A 23425-nucleotide genomic window follows, 5' to 3' on the forward strand; every position below is an offset into this window, starting at 1 on the left:
CATACAGAACTCCTTTTATTACATTGGATCATTGTCGATACGCATGACTGTTTCATCGAATGAAGGATCTTTGTCCTATAATTGTATACATTTTGAAAAAACTCGTGTTCCGATACAGTCGGATCACGAGTTTTTTTGTAAGTTCTCTTTTAGTTTAAAGCTAAAACTTATAAGTTCCTCAATATTGTTTTGTGGCTATCTTAATCACTGTAGAGTAAAGGACTCTAGCTCCTGCACCCATATCTTCTACAGTCACGAATTCATCTGGGTGATGACTAAGACCATCTTTACAACGAACGAAAATCATTGCAACATTCGTTACATCCGCCATAGCCATTGCATCGTGACCAGCACCGCTTACAAGAGTGATAGCACTGCCATCCAATTCGCTAATGGACTCCTCGATTACTTTAATCAATTGTTCATCACAGTATACAGGATCGGCTTCCATGACCTGTTCAAAATGAATTTGGAGTCCTCTAGCTTTTGCTACTCTTTCACTTTCAGTTAATATGGCATCGATGGCTTTTTTCTTACGATCCACATTTAAATCACGGATATCCAGCGTTCCTGTTACAAGGCCAGGTATTACATTACTGGCACCCGGACTTACAGTAAGTTTTCCGATGGTCGCCACTAATGGTTCATTTTGGATAGCGATGTTCTCAATGTAGGTAATGAGATCACTAGCTCCTAAAAGCGCATCTTGTCTAAGGGCAACAGGAACTGTCCCTGCATGTCCAGGTTTCCCGATAATTTCAAAATAAAATCTTGTAGCACCAGCAATCCCACGAACTATGCCGACAGGTTCATTCTCCTTCTCAAGCACAGGCCCCTGTTCGATATGAAGTTCCAAATAAGCGAGAAGTTCTTCTGGAGTACGACTAGCGTCTTTATAAGCATATGGGTCAGCAATACCAATTCCTTTTAACGCTTCAGCAATTGTTATTCCTTGTTCATCTGCTCTTTCTAAATCATCAGCAGTAAAAGTTCCTGCAATCGCTTTACTACCAAGGAAAGTTGAGTGAAACCTTACTCCTTCCTCATCACAAAAACCTACCACTTCAATTGGATTGTATAATATAATGCCATTATCCTTAAGAGTTTGAACAACTTCTATTCCAGTTATAACTCCTAGAATCCCATCATATTTACCTGCTTCAATCACGCTATCTAAATGTGAACCAATCATTAAAACTGGAGCTGTAGGATCTTTCCCTTCATAACGTCCGATTATATTATTAAGAGCATCTTTTCTTACCGTCATCCCAGCTGCTTTCATCCACTCTTCAACTAGACTTTCTGCTTTTAAACTTTCCACTGTGAAAGGTAGTCTAGTGACACCAACAGTTGTGGATGAACAAGCAGCAAGTTCTTCGGTTCTAGTGTTGATTCTTATAGCATCAACATCCTTCTGAAGTTTAACCAATCGATCACTTCCCTGCCAATTTAATCTCTAAGTAAAATTTTTGTTATTTAAATCCAGTTACTTAATATGCAAAGTCATATTAACACTTTATTTAGTCGTTGCTCAATAGGAATTCTGCATGATTAGCTAATTGAAAGTTAGATTAAACGGCGACAAGCAAAAGCACTTGTCACCGTTTAATACATATCGTACATATATATAGGCTAACTAACTAAACGCCCTTTTTTTGAATGTAATAATGACCATGCATCAACGAGAGTACGTTTTGACTGTGCAATTACAATATCAGATGATTCTGTACCGACAGGTTTTACTTCAAAAGCGACTATATTCTTTATACCTTCACCGATGTAACCAATTTCTAATAGAGATCGTAAATACTCCGCTAATTCAGGAACATCAACTTCACTTCCTGGATATCCGAAACGCGGATGCTGATCGCCGTAAGCAGGATCAGAAGTATCTTTAATATAGCAATTTCCGATATGGGCATGGTTAATATAATCACGAGCTACCGTTAATGCATCATGAGACGTTTCACGCTGCATTGGTAAATGACTTAAATCAAGCATTAAACCGAAAGTGGGATCTACTTTACGAACTTCTTTTGCAACTTCAACAGCAAGTTTATTAGAACCGATTAAACATTTCTTATCAGTCTCATCATCAAATGTTTCAAGTGAGAGTACTAAATCACCTTTAGATTTTGCATAATCGCATAATTCTTTGATAGAATTCGTTAGTAATTGTAAGGCAACATCTTGTTGAGTATCTGGTTTAGCCCCACTTAAGAAACCAAGTTTAGCAGCATTTACTTCGTAAGCCTGGTCAATTCCGCCTTTTACTAAATCGATAGCCCTTCTACGCTCAGCTTCATCAAAAGAATTAAGGTTTCCTTTGTTTCTTAATAGAATCGGTTGTGCACCAAATCCTACATTCATTCCACCGGATTGTAAAATTTGAGCAGCCTCTTTACGTTCTTCAGGATTGTTAATGGATGTAATTTCAATTCCAGAGAAAAAATCATCTTGTACAATTTTCTTAATTGTTTCAACAGCTGGGCCATCTCCACCCATTGTTTCCGGATAAGCCATGAAGTGAACAATTCCGACTTTCATAGAATTATGAAGATTTGCTGACATTGTTTCGCCGATTTTTCGGCTTCCCTCCTTTAATGAATTATTTAAGTACAGTCAAGACTGCTTTTCATTACTAATATGTTTTTTTGAAGCAATAGGTTATATCCCATTGCTTCAAAAAAATCACTTCGATCAAGAGTGATAATTATTTAGAATAATCAATTTTTTCAGAGTATTTGAAGCCGTTAAGTGCACCGTTATTAGAGAATTCGCATGCGTTCTTAGGATCTGGATCAACTATAACTTCGATTAAATATGGTTTACCTGAGTCAACTGCACGTTGCAGAGCTGGTTTGATATCATCATAATGTGTAACAAGCTCACCACGAACACCCATACCTTCAGCCGTTTTAACAAAGTCGATTCCTCGCTCTTCATTATCACATAATTCATTTTTGTAAATTAAGTCCGTAGAAATTTGACGTTCATTATAGAACCAGTTTTGTTGTTGACGAATCAATCCCATTAATGAGTTATTCATACAGAAAATAATGACCGGAATATCATGCTTTGCAGCTGTAGCAATATCTTGCAATGACATCCCCAAGCTTCCATCGCCAAGGATGTTTACACTTTGTCTTTCAGGAAATGCAAGTTTCGCTGCCATTGCTGCACCAAGGCCCCAACCCATTGTCCCCGCACCACCAGTTAATAAATATGTTCTTGGTACATACGTTTCAAATAATTGAGAGGACCAGATTTGGCTGATACCGCAGTCATGTGATACGAAGGCATCGCGATCTAAGAATTCACGAAGTTCTCGCAATGCACGCTCTTGTCTGATTGGAAGTGTTGTGTAATCCGTTTTACGTGCCCATTTCTTACGCTCTTCAGTTAAGTTAACTCTAGTACCTACTTCGGCAGTTGCAGCTACATGAGCACCAAGTGCTTTATGGGCTTCTGCAAGTTTAACCATGAATGTTTTAACATCAGAAACGATACCTAAAATCGTTGGTACAACTTTACCAATTTCCTTATTATCAAGATTTACGTGGATGATTTTCTTACCGTTTTGTGTGAATACCGAAACATTACCAGTTGAACGATCAGCGAAACGTCCGGCAAGGTTGATTACTAAGTCAGCTTCAACAATTGTTTTGTTACCGAATGGAGTATCAAGCATCGTTCCCATACGTCCAGCGAATAAAGGGTGATCGTTAGGGAAAGTATCCATCCCCATGCCAGAAGTTACTACAGGGATTTGCAGTTCTTCAGCTAACGCTTTCAATTCAATGGTAGCGTTTGCAATGTTGACCCCTCCACCAGACAGTAAGACCGGTCTTTTAGCATCTTTTAATAATTCCAATGTTTTCTCTATATCAGCGTCAGAAGCTTGTGGTAAGTTATCGACTGGAGTAGAACCGATAAGCACATCTAAGTCGACTTCTATTTCAACTTTTTGTTGATCAACTGGTAAATCAAGAAGAACTGGACCTTTTCTGCCAGTTGTAGCTGTTACCCATGCTTCATGGATAAATTCAGCAGCTTTCGAACCGTCAGTTAAACGGTATGCAGCTTTCGTTACAGGCTTTGCCATTTCAACGATAGGCGCTTCTTGGAATTGCATGGTTCCAATTAAACTATTTTTTTGTTGACCGGTAATGGCTATCATTGGAATGGAATCCATCCATGCACCGTAAAGGCCAGTTAAGAAGTTAGTTCCGCCAGGACCTGATGTGGCAGCACATACGCCTACTTCACCAGTTGCTCTTGAATAACCATCAGCCATGAAAGCACCCGTTTGTTCGTGACGAACAATATATGATTCAATTTTAGTTAATTCTTTTACTGCATCATAGAATGGTAAAATCGCAGCTCCCGGTACACCATAAACATGTTTCACCCCTCTTTTTTCTAAATACAAGGCAATTAACTCAGCAGCTGTCATTTTTTGTTTAGCCATTTATATCTCTCCCTTTTGATCCTTTTTTATATTTTCAAAGATTTGAGCAATTGAATCTTTATCCCCAACGTTGCCTGGAAATACGATATAAGGTGTATCTTTGAACTTAGCTTCACTTCCGGTTAACCATACTGGAACACCGGCGATCGCTTGCCCTAAAACTTTTGCATATTTAATATCTAAGCCGTCAGTTGCCACATCACTCGAAGTTATACCACCTTTTGCCATGATGAATTTCGGCTTTACTTTTAGTGAGCGAATAACTTTTACTAAAGAACTTGAAACAGTTTGACTAATCTTTAAGTTTTCTTCCTTATCTTTCGCACTAATTAAATCTCTACTCGTATATACAAGCGTATCGCGATTAGAAGAAATATTTTGATCTACTAATTGACATACTCGTGTTAGCTCTTCCATTCTTGTTTCTTTATTTAGAACTTTCACAACATTGATTTCGATTTGTTCAATCGGGTATTTACTCATTAGTTCCTTAATTTGTTCCGTAGTTTTATTCGTGTGAGAACCTACTATAATAAAGCCACCATTGTTTTGGCTTTCATCATTTGAAACAATCTCATTAGCTGATAAATATGGACGATCCTGAATTCCTGCAATCGATTTTACAATAGATGCTGCAGTTCTAAACAAGAATTGCTTGCCAGAATCAATTGCTTTAAGGACAGCTAATGATACGATGTCCAAATCATAATAAGATTTAGCATTTACTATAATAGGAGTATTATTGTTAGCAGATAGTAAAATCTCATAAACTCTATCAATGCCGCCATCATGAATATCTTCCAGTGAAATGATCAATGCTGAATCTGAAGCTACGCTTCCATTTGTCTTTTCTTCAATCCATTTTGGCAAATTAGCGGTTTTGAAACCGAAAACGGAATCATTCGCAAATTCTGTTTCATTTACTGGGACAAGCTGGCCTTCCATACCTAAATAATGAATATTATCTATGGTGTAACGATGTGCTTCAAAAAAAGCCGGAATGATTAAATGACCTGAAATTTCTACATCAGCAGTTTTTAATAATTCATCTTGGAGCACATTAATTTCAAGTGGATAATGCCCTCTTAATGTAGAGTCACTTCTACTGATAATTGAATAATTGATGCCCATTTCCTTAGTAACGTCAACAATGTTTTGGACAATCTCCCTATTGATGTTTTCCGTCTTTTCTGCATTATGACTTCTTGTGTTTGTTAAAATATAAAGTACACTTCTCTCATCAGATAATCCTTTTTTAATCCAGTCTTTTCCCCAGTCCGTGATGACAAAAATATCATGTACCGTTTGGACACCGGTTGGATCATCATCTAAAACGATAAACTTATGTTTTGTTTGATTTAAATGAGCTTTGATTTTAGCACGAAGGCTGTCATCCGATTTAGAGAAGAGTTCTAAAGTATCCTTTAAACTTAGATATTGGGTTGCGTTTGACAAAAACCCTCCCCCTTTCATTATCTAAAAATGTGATTAGCTAGTTACTCTATTCCCTAATAATTCATTTGCAGTAGAAATAATACGGTGTGCTCTTAATTCAAATAAATCGAGTAATTCATCCATTTTTCCAGAAACCCCAAAACGGTCATTTGTACCGATTCTTCTTAATTTGGCTGGTTGGTTTTCCGATAATACTTCAGCAACAGCACTACCTAATCCACCTATAATTGAATGCTCTTCAACTGTGATGACATGTTTTGTTTTCGCAGCAGATGCAATAATGGCTTCTTTATCAATAGGTTTAATTGTATGGATGTGTAAAAGTTCGGCGCTTACACCTTGCTTTTCCAATTCAACTGCTGCTTTTAGTGATTCATCAAGCATTATCCCAGTACTGATGATTGTAATATCAGATCCTTCACGGTATTTAATTGCTTTACCTATTTTGAATGGTTCTTCTTTTTTGGTAACGATCGGTACTGGTAATTTGCCAACACGGAGGTAAATTGGTCCTTCATGGTAATAAGCAGCTTCTACTGCTTTTTCCATTTCAACCGCATCAGCTGGAACAATTACCGTCATACGTGGAAGTGAGCGCATTAAAGAAATATCTTCAAGCGGTAAATGTGTTGCACCTTCTTGAGCAGCTGATGTACCAGCGTTATGACCGACAATTTTCACATTGTTATTTGAATAACATACTGAAATTCTCATTTGATCAAATGCGCGCCCAGTAAGGAAGTTTGCATAAGCATTGGCAAATGGCACTTTACCCGCCACTGCCATACCGGCTGCGGTACCTACTAAATCACATTCAGAAATACCGATGTTGAAAAAGCGTTCTGGAAATCTATTTTTATATAGATTTGTCATATTCGATTTTGCGCAGTCCGCGTCCAGTACCACTAAATTGTCATGTTTTTCTCCAAGTCTAATTAGTGCATCAGCAAAACCTTTACGTGGTGCTTCTTGATTTGCCATCTTAAGCCAACTCCTTTAAAGCGATTTCTAATTGCTCATCATTCGGAGCCATTCCATGCCAATCATGGGTATCTTCCATAAATGAAACTCCCTTGCCTTTAACCGTATGAGCTAGAATTGCAGTAGGTCTGCCTTTAGTGCGTTTAGCTTCTTTATACGCTTCATTAACTGCATGAATATCATGACCATCAATTTCAACAACGTGCCAACCGAAAGCTCTAAATTTATCACCAAGATTTTTTAAACCTTTTACATTTTCAACAAAATCATCAAGTTGAATCTTGTTCCAGTCGATAATTGCACAAACGTTATCAAGATTGTAATGTGCAGTTGTCATTGCCGCTTCCCAAACTTGACCTTCTTGTAATTCTCCATCACCTATCATGCAATATGATCTTCTATTGCTGCCATCCAGTTTTGCAATTAATCCAACACCATTAGCTACCGATAATCCTTGACCAAGTGATCCTGAAGATATGTCTACACCTGGAATATGCTCTCCACATGGATGTCCATGTAACCTACCGTCAACATCCCTGAATGTCATTAACTCTTCAACCGGGAAGAAACCTTTTTCAGCTAATACTGAATAAAATACAGGTGTACAATGCCCTTTAGATAAGAAGAAACAATCTCGGTCTTGCCAATCTGGGTTGTCAGGATCAACATTCATGTGTTCAAAAAATAGGACGGACATTAATTCAGTTGCCGATAAAGAACCACCAGGATGACCACTTCCAGCATGGTTCGTCATTTTAACTATGTGCCGGCGAATCGTTTTCGTTAGATTATTATAAAATTCGCCTTTCTCTTTAGAAAAATCCACTATTTACTCCTCCTTTTAGTCGCGCAATAAGCAACAGCGTTTCATTAAATGGTTAAAAAAATAAAAATAAGTAGCTTGTTGCTTATTAACTAACCTTGTTTCTTATTTTGATATTATCACCGTTTTTTGAATATTTCAAGTATTTTACCATTAAATTTTTTATAAAAATTTTCGTAGGGCAAAACACCAAAGTTCCTATTCAAAGATAAACTTGATTCAATAAATTTCCACAAAAAAAGAATTGGTCTTAAACCAATTCTTTCAGACTGTAGACAAACTCGATGAAAATTGAGTTTGTCTATTTTTTTGGCTTGTACAATTTGACGTTTATTGGAACGTAAGGCACTCGCTTTCCGCGGGCGGTCGGGGAGCCTCCTCGGCTTTCGCCTTTGGTGTCTCCCCTAGACGCGCTTTTCCCGCAGGAGTCTCGAACACCCGCTCCAATCAACTTTGTCATACCTTTTAGATAGAACACTTTTGCCTAGAGTCATATTTGTTTTAAAATAGAAGTATTAATACTTGAGGTGATGAGGATGCTTTCCAAACATGATTCTATTCAGCGAGATCAACTTGAAATGATTATTTAGATCAACTGGTGCCACCGAACCATTAATCGTAAAATGGAGGCTGCCATTGATTTCACTTTTATTTATGACTTGGTGAAAGGTTTGTATTAAGAGGTAGGATGCCTTCAAATGAATTAAATCAAGGATTGGACAAACCATGGAAAGAAGCCTTTTCCACCTGATAAATTTGATAAGGAAGGAAAAATCCCGAACCCCTTTTGTTCACAAAAAAAGAATTGGCATTATACCAATTCTTTTTCACATTATTTAATTATCCGTGTAACCAAGCCTTTTGGAAATCTTTTTACCAATATCCATTATAATTGGTTTAATTTCAGTTAATCTTTCTTCAGTCATTCGGATGCTTGGTCCTGATATACTAACAGCAGCGGTAATTTTCTTCCGATTATCAAAAATTGGCGCTGCAATACAGGTGATTCCTTGTTCATTTTCTTCAATTTCCCTACCAATACCTTCGTTCCTTATTTTTCCCAATTCTTTAAAAAAGGATTCTTTATCGGTAATCGTTTGTTCAGTATGTTTTGGTAAACCATGCTTGTCAATTATATCCACTATCTCATTTAATGGCAGATGGGCCAAGATTACCTTCCCAACTGCCGTACAATGCATTGGGGCACGTCTCCCTACTTGTGAATGTGTTCTAAGGGTTTCACTTCCCTCAAGTTTTTCAATATAGACTACCTCTCCTTGATCATATACGGTCAAGTGGATCACTTCATTAATATGTGATTCTAACTCTTCCAGAAATGGTTTAGCTTGAGTTCTCAAGTCAATAGATTCAAGCAGCATCGAACTTAATTCTAAATATTTATATCCTAATCTATATTTTTTAGTTTCAGGATTTTGTTCGATGAATCCATGATCTACAAGAGTACTTAATAATCTGAATATAGAGCTTTTATTTAAATCTAGGTTGGAGGCCAGCTCAGTAACCCCAATCCCTTCTTTACGCTTGCTCACTAATGAAATAATTGTTAACGCCCTATCTACTGACTTAACCATTTATATTAACCTCCGATTAAATCCTATATTACTGATCCTGTTTCTTTATCTTACCACAAGAGCAATCCACAGACATAATACCAGTCAAAAATAAACAAAAAAAGAAGGTATGACGCCATTAAGGACAACTTAAGTGCCCTTTTGGGTCAACCTTCTTTACATAACTTTATGCTTGTACGAAACTGCTTTTTGCCGAAATGAACTTCCCAATTGGATGACTTACAATCCCTTTTTCAAAATCAAATACTAGTCGTCCTCTTACGAACGTTTTCGTCACTCGACAGTTAATCTTTCTTCCAACATATGGGCTTTGTTGATGACGGTAATACAAATCTTCTGGCTGAATGGTGTATGATTTATTTGGATCAAGAAGAATGATATCAGCGTCATAGGAAACTTTAATGCTTCCTTTATTTCTTAAGTTAAATATTTCTGCAGGTTTTGTCGCAATCATCTTTGAAAAATCACTTACAGAAACCCCACGTTTCTTAACAGCCTCGTCAAACATTAAATCAACATTATTTTGGCAGCCACTAATCCCTCCCCACACTTCAAACATATTATTGGTGTTGCTCTGCTTCATTTCTGGAGGACATGGGGAATGGTCTGAGGCCAGGATATCAATTTTCCCTTCCTTAAGAGCTTCCCATAATTTATCTTGTTCTGTTTTAGTACGAAGCGGTGGGGCGCATTTCGCAACAGGTCCTATCCTTTCAAAGGTTTCCATATCCAACGTGAAATAGTGAGGACACGATTCTATCGTAACCTCTTGGCCTAGTTTACGTGCTTTAAGGATTTCTTCCACAGCCTCTTCACTGCTAATATGAACAAAATGCAATTTGCATCCAGTCTCTTTACCCAATAACAAAGCACGTTTTACAGCATCAACCTCAGTAAAAATGGGGCGGGACTCTACATAATCTCTTGCTGTTGTCTTCCCTTGTTTTTTCTTTTCAATTGCCAGTTTATCGGTAAGCTCTGCATTCTCAGCATGTATAGATAAAATATGTCCCAATTCCGATAGTTTTTTCATACCTTGATATAGAGTAAAATCATCAACATTTTTAAAATCTCCAATTTCCTCACTGCCACATGTTGCCATAAAACATTTGAATGCCACAACACCTTCGTTAGAAAGGTCCTCTAAATCTTGGAGATTATCAGGAACTAATCCACCATACAAAGCATAATCAACATACGCCTTATTTTCAGCAGATCTTATTTTTAAATGCAGTGAACTCTTTGTAGTCGTTGCCGGCAAAGCGTTTAATGGCATATCTACAAATGATGTTGTCCCTCCTGCAGCTAGTGCTTGAGTTCCTGTTACAAACCCTTCCCACTCCGTTCTGCCTGGCTCGCAAATATGGACATGGGCATCTATCATCCCAGGCATGACATATTGATGGGCAGCATCAATGATTTCAGCAGATTCTCCGGTTATTTCTTTTGAAATTTCTGCAATCTTACCATGAAGTATACCAATATCTAGTTGTTCCACTGTATTTTCAATTACTACATTTCCGTTCTTTATTACTAAATCAAACTTCATTCTCCAACCCCTTTTTGCAATTTTCAGTATTTTTATATTGTTCAATTGCCTTGTTTATTTTATCCTCAGATTGCATCAATCCATTATAAATAGACAGAGAGAATAACCCCCGGAAACATAGGAATACAGGTTTACTTTTCAAAAATAGTACCCTTTTTGAATTTTGAATCTTTAAATGCAAATTTCATCAAAAGCAAATATGCACTGCCTCCCACAACAACGCCGATAATCCATGCCAGCTCCACTTTCAAACAGGCTGCACCGGCGCCGATTAGCAAGGCAAGCACCGCTGCTGGATTATACCCGGCAAATGGACCGTCTTCCTTATACAAATCTGCAACATTCACCTTCTGCTTTCTTAATATATAATATTCGACTAATAATATAGAAACAATCGGTCCTAAAAATGCGGAATATATAAGAATGAAGATTCCAAGACCCTTTGCCGAAGAATCCTGCACAAGAACCCAAGGGAATGAACAAAATGCAAGCAGTCCGGTTATGGTAACTGCAGGTTTATATTTCATTTTTGTAAGCAATGTAATAACATAGGTTGGCGGAATGATATTGGCAACCATGTTTACTGCCACCGCACCCAAAACAATAAATGCGGATACAAAGAGGGTAATATACGAGTTATCCACCACGACTGCAAATGCTTTTACAGGATTGTTGATGCCGGTTGCGGAAGCAAGCATTCCACCGATTGTAAGTGTCAAGCCGTACGCTGTTAAAATAGGAAGAAAGTACAAAAACCCGCGTTTTTTGTCGCTAATACCGGTTTTTAGCTCTCTTGAATAGTCCGCTGCACTTAAAAAGATAGCCGCATAATTCCCCATAAACATCATGATCAATGCAAAGAAAGGTAAGCCCCATGATCCTTCTGCCTGAACCCATTTTTCTGCAATAACATCGCTATAGGAGGTTAGTAGAACGCCAAATACATAGAGAAGCGCAAGTACAATAACAATAGACGCAAGCGTTTCCACCCATTTAATGGCATGGAATCCATACAGCGAAAGTCCAATTTGCACTAACTGCAGCACGACAAAGCAAATGGCAACATTATCAAAGGCGCCACCCGTCACAATCTTCGCAATTTCATTTAAGGCAGTACCGCCAATCCAACTTTGAAAACCGTACCAAACGATGGCGGGAATACCGCGCATCAGTGATGATATTACGGAACCTTTCAGGCCAAAGGACATTCTAAGCTGTACAACATATGGGATACCCGTTCTGTATCCGAGCCTATCATTTAAAGCAAAAACAGTTGAAATGATACCAATTGCCATGATAGCTGCGGCAAATGTCTGAAAGATGTTTAACGTAGCGATTCCCGCTACAATCATACTGGCTCCAAGCGTCATATTACCTAGATTAACACCGTCACCAACCCACATGAAAATATAGTCTACCGGACTTACCGTCCTACCTTCCTCGGTTTTCGGATTAAGTGATTCATCCACACCCGTATCATGTTGGATCTGCGTTTCTTGTGGAACGTAACTTTCTAAATTTGTAGACATGATACATCCAACCCCTTTTTTATTGTTTGCCGCATTTTAATGCATTGGTTAACAAGTTAGGTCTTAGATGTTTGCCAAGGCTATGATATGTTACAAACTTCCTTCTAAGTGGTCTTTTCCGTTCATCATTCACAGGAATTAAAATGCGAATTTGTTTTGTTAAAAGTACTATTTTCCATCACTCGATGTATTGTCGCGTATTAAGCAACGCCGTTTCTTTGAAGTTGCAAAAAAAAAACATGACAACACTTTAAATTTGAAAATGCTTTCGAAGGACTGATCACCTCCTTAAAAACCCTAATTGTAAGCGCTTTCAGTAACTGTATATCAAATTACAATTAAATAAATATATCTGACAAGGAAGAAGAGATCTGTAATTCCTCATTAAAATGAAGATTCGACTCAATTTCATTAAGATGAATGAGAGATAAGCGTTCTGCAAGATCACCGTCCCTTTGCTTAATGGCATTAAAAATTTGCAAATGATCGTGAGAACCACATGTTTCCATTTTACCTCTTCCATAGATTGCTATAATCACATAAGTTAGGGAAATCAAGTCTTCCAGATATTGATAAAAATACGAATTCCCTGCGATTTCAGCTATTTTCAAATGAAAATCCCCAGAGACTTTTAAAGATTCATAAAAATCCAGACTACCATAAATATGTCGTTCTTCTTCTACCAGAGTCTCTAGTTCTTTTAATTGTTCATCATTATAGAGTCTGCATGCTCTTCGCACTGCTTCCCCTTCTAAGATTCTCCTCATTTCAAATACTTCTTTTGCTTCTTCAATTGTTGAACAGGAGACAAATGTGCCTTTATGCTCTTTAATTTTCACTAATTTTTCATATTCCAATCTGCGCAGAACATTTCGAACAGGGGTACGGCTTACGCCAAACGATTCAGCAAGATCCTTTTCTATGAGTTGCATATTTGGCCGAAGCTTTTGCTGGATAATGGCTTGCTTGATTTTTTTATAGATATCTATTTCTAAACTATTCAACACTTCATACCTCCCCTCAATGAAGAATTCAAAATTGAATGCAGTATTGTATACAATACTGGGTAAAAAAATTTAAACTGGATTATTGTACTAAATTTTATATGATTGATCATTTAAATTAAGTTGTTTAAAATGCTTCAATCTGTCTGTTTTCAAAGAGCATTGCCAAATCTCAAAAGATCTAGCCACCCTTCATGTCCCTCAATAAACAACAACGTTTCAATAAGTGAGTAAAACATAACACTTTATTCTATATTTCACATTTTTATACTATCACCACTAATTTAGTTTTTCAACAAAAAATCGTAATATTCAGAATACTCCTATCTCCTTATTAACATAAAATAAATACAATTATAGAAGGATGCAATTTTTAACTTAAGTTTATTCCTTTAAGGTAATAACAACTTTTGCACCTCACCACCCCATTATTAATAACCATATAGGAGAAGAGGCTGACCTTTTGAAAGACAGCCATTCTACTGAGAAAAAAAGATTTTAATGCAGTAACATTTTACTTCTTAGGATTAATGAAAAACAATATATGTTCTTTAAACATGGTGTATATTGCTTACTTATATCACTTTTTAACTTTTATAAATGATTTTATTGCTTTTATAGCTGCTTCATAGTTCGGATGTTCCGTAATTTCCGGAACGTATTCAACATACTGTACGATATCATTTTCATCTACAACGAATACTGCACGGCATTCTAAACGATGTTCCTTTATATATGTGCCATAAGCTGCTCCAAATGACATCTTAAAATGATCTGAAAGGGTTTGGGCTTGTTCTATTCCTGCTGCTCCACACCATCTTTTTTGTGCAAATGGAAGATCTACACTAATTGTTAACACTTCTATATCATTTCCTAGATTGCTAGCTGATTGGTTAAATTGCCGTGTTTGTGCATCACATACCCCTGTATCAAGAGAGGGAACACATGAGATAAGGCGGACTTTCCCTTTTGAATCTTCAAGTGTAACTTTTGAGAGATCGTTTGCTAACACTTCAAAGTTTGGCGCTTTATCCCCAACACGAATTTCACTCCCAATCAACGTAACTGGATTGCCAGCAAATGTCACTATACTTGATCTTTCTATAGACATATTATTTTTCCTCCTATTACCTTAGCAATTCTTCTAAAAAAAGTTATCATCAACGATAAGTAGTATAGCCATAAATTATGTGGTTAAAGGGTTTATCCATGTGTCTAAAATATGGGGTACTGTTCAAAGGTTCGTATCATATTACTCCTTAATCATAGTAAGAAGCACTATCACTGCTTATTAAAAAGTTTTCAATTTTTTCTTTTACAACGTTCTGAACTGCGTTTTGGACTAAAGTCAATGTTTCAGTCGGTAGTTCCGACCACTCTTTTTCTGTAACATGAATTTCTCGATTAAGAGTTTTTATCATCATATATTCTAAATCTGTTGCAATATTCACTTTACTGATTCCACCATTAGGAATTTGAATTGCATTCTTTATCATCTCTGAAGGAGTGCCTGAACCGCCATGTAACACTAAAGGTACAGATGTTAATGCACGAATTTCCATTAACCGTTCAATATCAATTTTTGGATCTTTAACGAGATAAACCCCATGTGAAGTTCCGACAGATACCGCTAATGCATCAATACAGGTCTCTTCAACAAACTGTTTTGCTTCTTCAGGCTCTGTAAATAGCTCTTCATCAACGTCGGTTTCAATAAAGTCGGTTGTCCCTATCTTGCCTAATTCAGCTTCTACAGTTACGCCTTTTGAATGTGCATACTCAACAACCTTTTTTGTTATCTCAATATTTTTCTTGAATGGTTGCTCTGATGCGTCAATCATAACGGATGTAAAACCAACTTCGATGGCTTCTGCAATTACATTGAAATCCTTCGTATGATCTAAATGTAACACAGCAGGGATCGTAATATTCTCCTCTTGGATCACACGATAAAACTCTCGGCTAAATTCCGCTAAATTAATTCCATATCGTTCCTGCTCCCTCTCAGAAGTCTGAACAATAACCGCAGATTTCTTTTCTTGGGCCGCTCTAAGTATAGGAGCTACCATCTTTGTAGCTCTAGGGGTAAACGAACCGACAGCAAATTGATTTTGCGTAGCTACTGCAAGTACCTTTGTTAATGAACTAACATTGTTTGGTTTTAAATTTACTTTCATTCATTCAAACTCCCTTAAAGATGATTTAACTTATTTCGTTCATTCACGCCCTTTAAGTTACCCAATAAGCAACACCGTTCCTTTCTATAACCAAAAAATTTTGTATAAAAAGAATGATTAGTTATTTTGAACGGTATAACAATCATTGTACTGATTTTTTGTTTTAAGGTACTAGGCAAGAAGGCGTCGCCATAGACTTTTTTTCCTAAAAAGATTCTTTAGTCCCTTCATTATCAATTTTGTTGCTTATTAGGAAACATAGTTTCAACAAAAAATTAAAATCATCTTATTTAAAATATTCTTACCTGAAATGAATTCTAACATGTGCACGAAACACTTTCAAGAAAATTCTGAATTTTACACCCTTCCCCCTTAAAGTTTATAACACATCCTTTCTCTTTTACTAGTAATGTAATAGTATATTATATTTTATTGCTTTGATTTTATAAGATCAGATGAACTAATAAAACATCAGCAATTACAATCATACTGGCTTTACCCTATACACGTCCTCGAACAATAGAAGGTTCTTTCGCAAACATGACCATGAATACGATGAACATCTTGATAGTTACCTTTGTCATCGGGCGAGCTATTAAAGTTCTCAATAACAAATAAAGAGGGCCATCGTGAGTATAAATTGCCAACAACATCTGTGCAACATGCCGAGTTATCCTATTAAAAATAAGCTCTTAAAACATATGACAAAACCCCACCTGTTCCCAATAGCAACTGGTGGGGTTTCTAACTGGCTTCTACATCTACATCAACCGGGAGGTCCATCTTTGCAATCACGTCCTTTCGTTTAAACGGCTAATTTACTGTATTCATCCAATTGATCTTTAGTTAAATTTTTGATGAAATGGTCAATGTTTATCGATTCGATTTCATACCTTTCACAAATTTTTAAATAACTTTCATAAGCTTTATCATAAATGTTCATCATCTAGATTCCCCCTTCTGTTATATAACAAAAAGTTTAACTTATTAATAATATATAACAACCTTAATTTCCCGTCAATGTATTTTTCTGAAAATTCGGTAAGAATTTCATTTTCTTAGTATTTCCCATATTATTCTTAGCTAACCGTCTTATAAGAAACAGCCGCCTTAGCGACAGCTCCGATCAAAAGCTAATTCACACGTTATTTCTTTAAAGCAAGAAATAGAATGCCCGTTCACATTAACGGCCATTTGAACAGCGTAAAAAAACCAACTCTCCATAAAGGAAAATTGGTTTTTTTCTTTTGAACTATAGATTATCCAAGCAATGCAGTCGGTTTAGTAACTGCTGCAAGCACACCAGGTACACCTTTGTTTTCAGTTGTACCACTAATAACTCCACCTAAAATTTAGCGCGTCCAAGGGAGAACCCACAGGGGCAAAGGACGCCTTGGGGACTGCGGTAAGCGAGTGCCCGGAGTGTAAAATAACAAATTCGGCAAACTCAGTTTTGTCTACAGTCTGAGCAGGTAATCATACCTGCCGTTTTTAATGATTAACTAAACAGTGCTTTGCTTGTTCCCTTTTTTGAAGGGGATGGGGTTGGAAGTATTTCTTTTTGTAATATAGGTCCGTATGTATCGACACGTCGATCTCTAAAGAATTGCAGCATTTTTCTAGTCTTTTCTATCTCTTTTAAATCAATTTCTTGGACAATAATTCCTTCTTCCTCATCAAGTGAAGCTAAAATATTCCCGAATGTATCGCTAATGAATGAACCGCCGTAAAAATTCATGTCCTTTTCCTGGCCCACTCGATTTGTCGCAGCAACGAATACACCATTAGAAATGCCATGAGCGGAAATTGCCTTTTCCCAGGATGATCTTGTTGATATCTCAGGATGATCAGGCTCTGAACCAATAGCAGAAGGATAGAATAATATTTCTGCACCTTGTAAGCTCAAAATTCGGGCAACTTCTGGATACCACTCATCCCAGCAAATCCCGACTCCTATTTTTCCATAAGCCGTTTCATAAACAGGATATCCAGTATTGCCTGGAACGAAATAATATTTTTCATGATACTGGGGACCATCCGGAATATGATTTTTTCTTGTAATCCCTAAACATTCCCCATCAGCATCAAATACAGCTGCACTATTAAAATAAATACCAGCACCTGCTCTTTCGTAAAAAGGGACAATCAAGACAATGGCCAATTCCTTAGCCAATTCACCCATTGCGGCCAATGTACCGCTATCTACATCTTCTGCTAAATCATAATTTTTCACGCTAACCGTTTGCGGAAAATATTGCGAAGAAAATAATTCCTGCAAGCAAACGATTTGTGCACCTTTATTTACTGTTTCTTTTATTTTCCCTATCGTTTTTTGAATATTTTCAGCAATGAATTCCCCGCAATGAATTTGAATAAGCCCAACTTTCACTTTTGACATTTTCTCACTACCTACCTTTTATCATTTTTTATCTTATACGGTTGTGACGACCTGGTTTTCATATACGATCTTTCCATCCATGATCGTCATCTTCACTTCTGTTTCAAGAATTTCCTCTGTTGATATGCTAAATAAATTTTTATTTAATACTGCGATATCCGCTATCTTCCCTGCTTCCAATGTGCCTAATTCCTTTTCTCTGAAAGACCCGAATGCCGGTGTAGCCGTGTAATACTTTAACGCTTCTGCTAATGTTACTCCTTCCGACTCTTGCCACGCCTTCCCGGTTAAATCTTTTCTCGTGATTGCTTGATAAATGCCCATCATGGGATTTAAGGGCACTACAGGAAAATCTGTACCAAAGGCAATTTTTGCACCAGTATCCATGAGTGTTTTAATAGGATAATAGAGTGGTTGTTGTTTTTCACTGATTCTGGCCGTATATGCCTCACTTTCCATTAATTCAATATGTTTAGGTTGAAATGAGGCGATTACATTTAATTCCTTAAAGCGATGAACATCGTCTGGATGCAATACCTCCACATGTTCAATGACATGTCTGGCGTCCCTTTCCCCATTTACGTTTCTCGCTTCTTCAAATGCATCCAATGCTAAGCGGACAGCACCGTTGCCAATAGCATGGAAACGAATTTGAAATTTTTCCTTATCTGCCTTTTTTACTAATTGTTTAATTGTTTCAGCTGGAAAAGTGGTCCCGCCTTTTGTTTCAGGACGGTCTTTGTAATGATCCAATAAAAAAGCAGTATGACTAGTCACGACACCATCTATAAATTGTTTTAATCCAGAAAAGGTAAGCTTGTCTGACTGATAATTTTTTTGTAATTCCTTGGCGGCAGCTACATCCATTTTTAACTCCGGCGAAAAGTGAATTCTCGTTGTTAGTAACCCTTCTCTCTCAAATTCCTTAAAAATTTCAAGGTCGTCTAATGGATTCGGAGCAATTTTAGCTCCGTATAAATCATTTACGGATGTGATTCCCAACCTTTTTGTTTCATTAAGAAAATCTTGGAATAGGCTTACACGTTTTTCTTTCGGTAATTTGTATGCATGTTCTGATGCATACCCAATTGCCTGTTCAAATAGAAGGCCTGTCAGTTCCCCATTTTCATCTTTTCCAATTTCTCCATATTCCGGATCTGGGGTATCCCTCGTTAATTGAATCATTTCCATTGCTTTACTATTGATCCATGCGTAATGCACTTCTGCATTGAATAATAAAACAGGGCGATCACAAATATATTTATCCAGTGTCGTTCTATGCGGCAGCACTTTATTCTTCCAATTGGTATGATCCCAGCCAACACCGAATATCCACTCATCATTTGGTCTCGTTTCTGCAAATTCGGCTACTATTTTGGCTGCATCTTCTTCTGAAGCTGCATCAAATAATTTGGCACTATCCTTCTGTAAAATGCTTCCCATCATAATGTGCATATGAAAATCATGAAATCCCGGAATGATCAGCCCCTCTTTGAAGTCATACACCTTTGTTTGATCTCCAAGGAATGACATTATATCTTCTTTAGAACCGATTTTAATCATTTTATTATCTTTAATAGCGATAGCTGCCTGTATAGGCTCATCTTGTAATCCAGTAAAAACATGTTGACCAGAAAGAATGATGTCTGCATTTACCATTATTATCCTCCTTGATGCATAAAGCTTTTATGCTTGAATTTCTTTTTCAATCGCACTATCAATAGAAAGCTCTGGCGGCCGCTTACTAAACATTTTCGTATTTGAAAGCAGAATGATGACACCAATTCCGAACCATCCTAGTCCGAGTAAAAGTGCCTTTGAATCAAGACTGGTCCATAACCAAATTGTGAAGCTCGTACCAATCATTGGAAGTATTAGATATTTAAGTGCATTAATTCCTTTTCGCTGTTTTTCTCTAATAAAATAATGGGAGATAACCGAAAGATTGACAAAAGTAAATGCAACAAGCGCCCCAAAGTTAATAAAGGATGAGGCTGTCACTAAATCAACAAATAAAGCAGATAAAGCAAAAATACCCACTAAGATGATGTTGTATGTTGGGGTTTGAAATTTCGGATGAATATGACCAAATATTTTCTTTGGAAGAACTCCATCTCTCCCCATCGCATACAAAAGCCGCGAAACACTTGCATGAGCTGATAAACCGGAAGCCAGCCCCCCGGTAATGTATCCTGCTAGAAAAATAGATTGAAATAAATGACCCCCGATGTACATGGCAATTTCCAAGGAAGCGGAATCTGGATCTTTAAAGGCTTGGAAATTCGGGTAAACAAGGTGACTGATGTATGAGATGGCGACAAACAGACCTCCTCCTATTAATGCGACAAGGAAAATGGCCCTTGGTATCATTTTTTTCGGATTGATGGTCTCCTCCGAAAATGTGGTTACAGCGTCAAATCCTAAAAAAGATAAACATAAAATGGAGGATCCTGCCAATACTAAAGATAGCGGTATATCGCCATTCACGAATGGAGAACTCATGAATAATGTTCCTGAACCCATTCCGTTCAGTAACCCTTTAATCGAGAGGAATGTAAATATAACGATTATTAAGAATTGAAAGGCAACTAATAATAGATTTATTTTTGTTGCTATTTTCACTCCAATTATATTTACAGCGGTGATTAAAAGGACAAAGGCAATTAACCAGACGGAAAAGGAAACGGATGGAAAATACGCGTTTAAGTAAATGGCGATCAATAATCCATTGATCATTGGCAAAAATAAATAGTCCAATAGGATGACCCATCCCACTAAGAATCCAAGGTGAGGATTAAGGGCCTTTTGAGTGAATGTATATGCAGAACCGGCGACAGGGTAGGCCTTGACCATTTGACCATAACTATAGGCTGTAAATAACATACCAACTAAAGCTATGATATAAGCAGCAGGCACCATCCCTTTCGTTATTTCCGCAACAACCCCATAAGTAGAAAACACTGTTGTAGGTGCCATATAAGCCAATCCAAATAGCACTAAAGGAAACACTGTTAACGAACGTCTTAATTTTGCATTCTCCATGTATCACTCCACCCTCATTCGTGATTAATTAACTTATATGCAAATACCGTACCAAGCGGAAATTGATTATTTAACAATTCAATTACCGATATATTCTAAATAATTACAATATACAGATTATTTAATTGATTAATAGTTTTATGCAATATTGCACCAATTATTTAAGATTGCATAAATAGTCGTTAGCTACGAAGATGTCTCACCGTGTATTCTGGTTCATACGAATAAGGTTCGAAATAAGCTACGTGCCGTAATGGCGTCATCGATAAATTGTATCTGGTATGACACGCAAATCCCGCGATTGTTTAATATGCGATTAATGCTTATTACTGCTGTGTCATATAGAAAAAGCCCTCAAAACTTATTTATTTATGAGTATAAGAAAAGGGACCATGAACATCCCTCCCCTTGAAACTACATTATTTGACATCCTTAATTATCGGTATTCGCATCCTTGGATATCAACCCAACTTTTTTATACTTGCCAAGTAACTTGTTAAACCTTTTAATGTGCTTGACAATCCTTTTGTCTGCTTCCAGTTTTTCAAAACGGACCCCGGTATCCAAATGTGCCTGTAGTGAACGGGCAACACATGGTTGACAATTGCCCTATCTTCTTCGAATTGTTCAACAAGTGTTTTTATATAGGATGCATTAATAATTAGGATGATGGAATACTTCCTTCCCCTCGAAAAAAGTCATCAAGACCTTCGCTTCACCAATTGACGTTACAGGAATCTGAAAGAGATTTTTGTCTAAAACGATCAAGTCCGCTTTCTTGCCCGCCTCTATAGAACCTCTTTCATCCTCTTGGAAAATCAAATGAGCTCCGTTGATTGTATAGCTAGTAATCATATCTTCGAGAGAAGCTTTTTCCTTAGGCCACACTGCTTTATTTAGATCGTCTTCTGTGGTTTTGTCTGGATCCAATCTCGTTATCCCTACTTCTAATCCTGTAAGGGGATACATATCTCTTTTAAAAGTATCTGTTGAAGGAAAATCACTCGATGAAGCAACCGGAATTCCGGCTTCAAAATAGCTACCCATATGATTAAGTTCCTTCAACCCCTCACCTCTTACATTGGTATACCAGTCCTTACCAAACCAGGAAGGTTGAGGAGTAGGAATTACTCCTAAGTCCTTAAACCGGGCAACATCATTTTCCTTTACCCAGTCTAAATGGGTTATTACATGACGCGAATCCCTTTTTCCATTTAATTTAGCCGCATATTCAAAAGCGTCTAAAGCATTATGAGAAGGGTAAAACCCCTGATTGCCAATCGCATGGATATAGACGCGAAAACCTTCTTTATCCAAAGCTGCCACGGTCTTCTCTAATATATTTTGATCCCAAACTAGTTTATTTTCTCCGACACCATCAGCAAATATTTTAATTGTATCTATCCTGTACGACTTTCCTTGATATTTGTTACGGAGTTCTTTTAACCTCCCGATTTGCTTTGTCCCTTTGTTTTCATCAGCCCATAACCCTAAATCGTATCTCACGGTCAATTTACCCGCATTATCAAGCTCTTCAAATGCTTTAAGCAAACTTTCCGTTGGGTAGTGAACAGGCACGAATACTGAGGTAACTCCATCCTCTGCAGCTGTTTTCTGCCAAGTTAAAAGCGTCTTTTTATACTGCTTTACCGTAAAGTCCGGTTGAGGAAGAACGTTAATTACAAGGTTTTCGGCGGAAAATTCGTTTAAAACTCCTGTCGGCTCTCCTGTTTTAGGATCACGTTCAATAGTCCCGCCTTGCGGATCAGGGGTGTTTTTGTCTATCCCTGCAATCTCAAGAGCCTTTGAGTTGACTAATATACTGTGATGGCCGTTTGAGATAAAGACAGCAGGTATATCAGGGACAACTTGGTCAAGCAATTCTTTAGGAGCCAGCCCTCTGGATTTACTATCTCGTTTGATGTCATCCCAGCCGACTCCACGTAATTGCTTTATATTGGGATGCTCTTTTAAGTAATCCTTGATAGCCTGTTGGCGCTTTTCCACTGTGGAATAAGGATTGAGACTTAGCCAAAAAAGGCTTTCTGCCATTAGGTACGCATGGTTATGACTGTCGGTAAACCCAGGCATGACCATTTTCCCCTTTAGATCAATCACTCTGGTATCGTTCCCTTTGAAGGCTGCAGCTCCCTTGTTATCACCAACGTAGAGAATCTTGCCATTCTTAACCGCAACTGCTTTCTCCCAACTCCGATCTTTATCAACTGTGTAGACTTCACCGTTTTTAAAAATCAAATCAGCCGTTTGATTCGAAGTTACCTTCCCAGTCACCTTATTCGAACTTTTCTTCTCCAACGAACACCCGGTAAATACCGAACTAAAAAGCAAAGCTATTAAAAAAAGCAAGAAATATTTTTTCTTCATCGTAATCAAACCCCTTTCG

Annotated in this window: 17 protein-coding genes and 1 pseudogene; all 18 read right to left on the reverse strand. The window is 37.4% G+C overall.

Annotation, left to right across the window (positions count from 1 at the left end; genetic code table 11):
- Positions 1-178: 178 nt before the first annotated feature.
- The gene (locus SB775_RS17420) at positions 179-1429 is read right to left on the reverse strand and encodes an allantoate amidohydrolase (RefSeq protein WP_410862456.1); all 1251 of its coding nucleotides are present in this window, start codon (positions 1427-1429) and stop codon (positions 179-181) included.
- Positions 1430-1632: 203 nt separating this feature from the next.
- The gene (locus tag SB775_RS17425; RefSeq protein ID WP_063596770.1) at positions 1633-2571 is read right to left on the reverse strand and encodes a sugar phosphate isomerase/epimerase family protein; all 939 of its coding nucleotides are present in this window, start codon (positions 2569-2571) and stop codon (positions 1633-1635) included.
- A 142-nt stretch (positions 2572-2713) separates the two neighbouring features.
- A complete protein-coding gene (locus SB775_RS17430) occupies positions 2714-4471 on the reverse strand; it encodes a thiamine pyrophosphate-binding protein (protein WP_053533983.1) in 1758 nt (585 codons plus the stop codon).
- A complete protein-coding gene (locus tag SB775_RS17435) occupies positions 4472-5926 on the reverse strand; it encodes a four-carbon acid sugar kinase family protein (protein WP_410862459.1) in 1455 nt (484 codons plus the stop codon).
- Between the two features lie 33 nt (positions 5927-5959).
- Positions 5960-6907 carry a transketolase family protein gene (locus tag SB775_RS17440; protein WP_410862460.1) on the reverse strand — a complete coding sequence of 316 codons (948 nt, stop codon included), beginning with the start codon at positions 6905-6907 and terminating at the stop codon, positions 5960-5962.
- 1 nt (position 6908) lies between these two features.
- Positions 6909-7733, reverse strand: coding sequence for a transketolase (locus SB775_RS17445; protein WP_250161624.1), 825 nt, complete (start codon positions 7731-7733; stop codon positions 6909-6911).
- Positions 7734-8566: 833 nt separating this feature from the next.
- Positions 8567-9322 (reverse strand): IclR family transcriptional regulator, encoded by a 756-nt coding sequence (locus SB775_RS17450; protein ID WP_034314964.1) that lies wholly within the window; start codon positions 9320-9322, stop codon positions 8567-8569.
- Positions 9323-9488: 166 nt separating this feature from the next.
- Positions 9489-10871, reverse strand: a complete 1383-nt coding sequence (allB, locus tag SB775_RS17455; RefSeq protein ID WP_410862461.1) for an allantoinase AllB — start codon at positions 10869-10871, stop codon at positions 9489-9491.
- A 131-nt stretch (positions 10872-11002) separates the two neighbouring features.
- The gene (locus tag SB775_RS17460; RefSeq protein ID WP_410862463.1) at positions 11003-12400 is read right to left on the reverse strand and encodes an NCS1 family transporter; all 1398 of its coding nucleotides are present in this window, start codon (positions 12398-12400) and stop codon (positions 11003-11005) included.
- A gap of 338 nt (positions 12401-12738) precedes the next feature.
- Positions 12739-13404: a GntR family transcriptional regulator gene (locus SB775_RS17465; RefSeq protein ID WP_410862464.1), complete on the reverse strand. Its 666-nt coding sequence runs from the start codon at positions 13402-13404 to the stop codon at positions 12739-12741.
- 580 nt (positions 13405-13984) lie between these two features.
- On the reverse strand, positions 13985-14515 hold the full coding sequence (tpx, locus tag SB775_RS17470; RefSeq protein ID WP_410862466.1) for a thiol peroxidase: 531 nt from the start codon (positions 14513-14515) through the stop codon (positions 13985-13987).
- 148 nt (positions 14516-14663) lie between these two features.
- On the reverse strand, positions 14664-15581 hold the full coding sequence (locus tag SB775_RS17475) for a class II fructose-bisphosphate aldolase (RefSeq protein WP_410862468.1): 918 nt from the start codon (positions 15579-15581) through the stop codon (positions 14664-14666).
- 805 nt (positions 15582-16386) lie between these two features.
- Positions 16387-16527, reverse strand: a complete 141-nt coding sequence (locus SB775_RS17480; RefSeq protein WP_153246179.1) for a hypothetical protein — start codon at positions 16525-16527, stop codon at positions 16387-16389.
- Positions 16528-17079: 552 nt separating this feature from the next.
- Positions 17080-17979 (reverse strand): carbon-nitrogen hydrolase, encoded by a 900-nt coding sequence (locus SB775_RS17485; protein WP_410862470.1) that lies wholly within the window; start codon positions 17977-17979, stop codon positions 17080-17082.
- A gap of 33 nt (positions 17980-18012) precedes the next feature.
- Complete coding sequence (locus SB775_RS17490) at positions 18013-19638, reverse strand: amidohydrolase (protein ID WP_410862472.1); 1626 nt, start codon at positions 19636-19638, stop codon at positions 18013-18015.
- A 27-nt stretch (positions 19639-19665) separates the two neighbouring features.
- The gene (locus tag SB775_RS17495; RefSeq protein ID WP_410862473.1) at positions 19666-21021 is read right to left on the reverse strand and encodes an APC family permease; all 1356 of its coding nucleotides are present in this window, start codon (positions 21019-21021) and stop codon (positions 19666-19668) included.
- 432 nt (positions 21022-21453) lie between these two features.
- A pseudogene (locus SB775_RS17500) lies at positions 21454-21600 on the reverse strand (FIMAH domain-containing protein); the annotation flags it as partial.
- A 75-nt stretch (positions 21601-21675) separates the two neighbouring features.
- Positions 21676-23406, reverse strand: a complete 1731-nt coding sequence (locus SB775_RS17505; protein WP_410862475.1) for an amidohydrolase — start codon at positions 23404-23406, stop codon at positions 21676-21678.
- Positions 23407-23425: the final 19 nt, after the last annotated feature.

It is taken from the genome of Peribacillus sp. SIMBA_075, assembly GCF_046534585.1.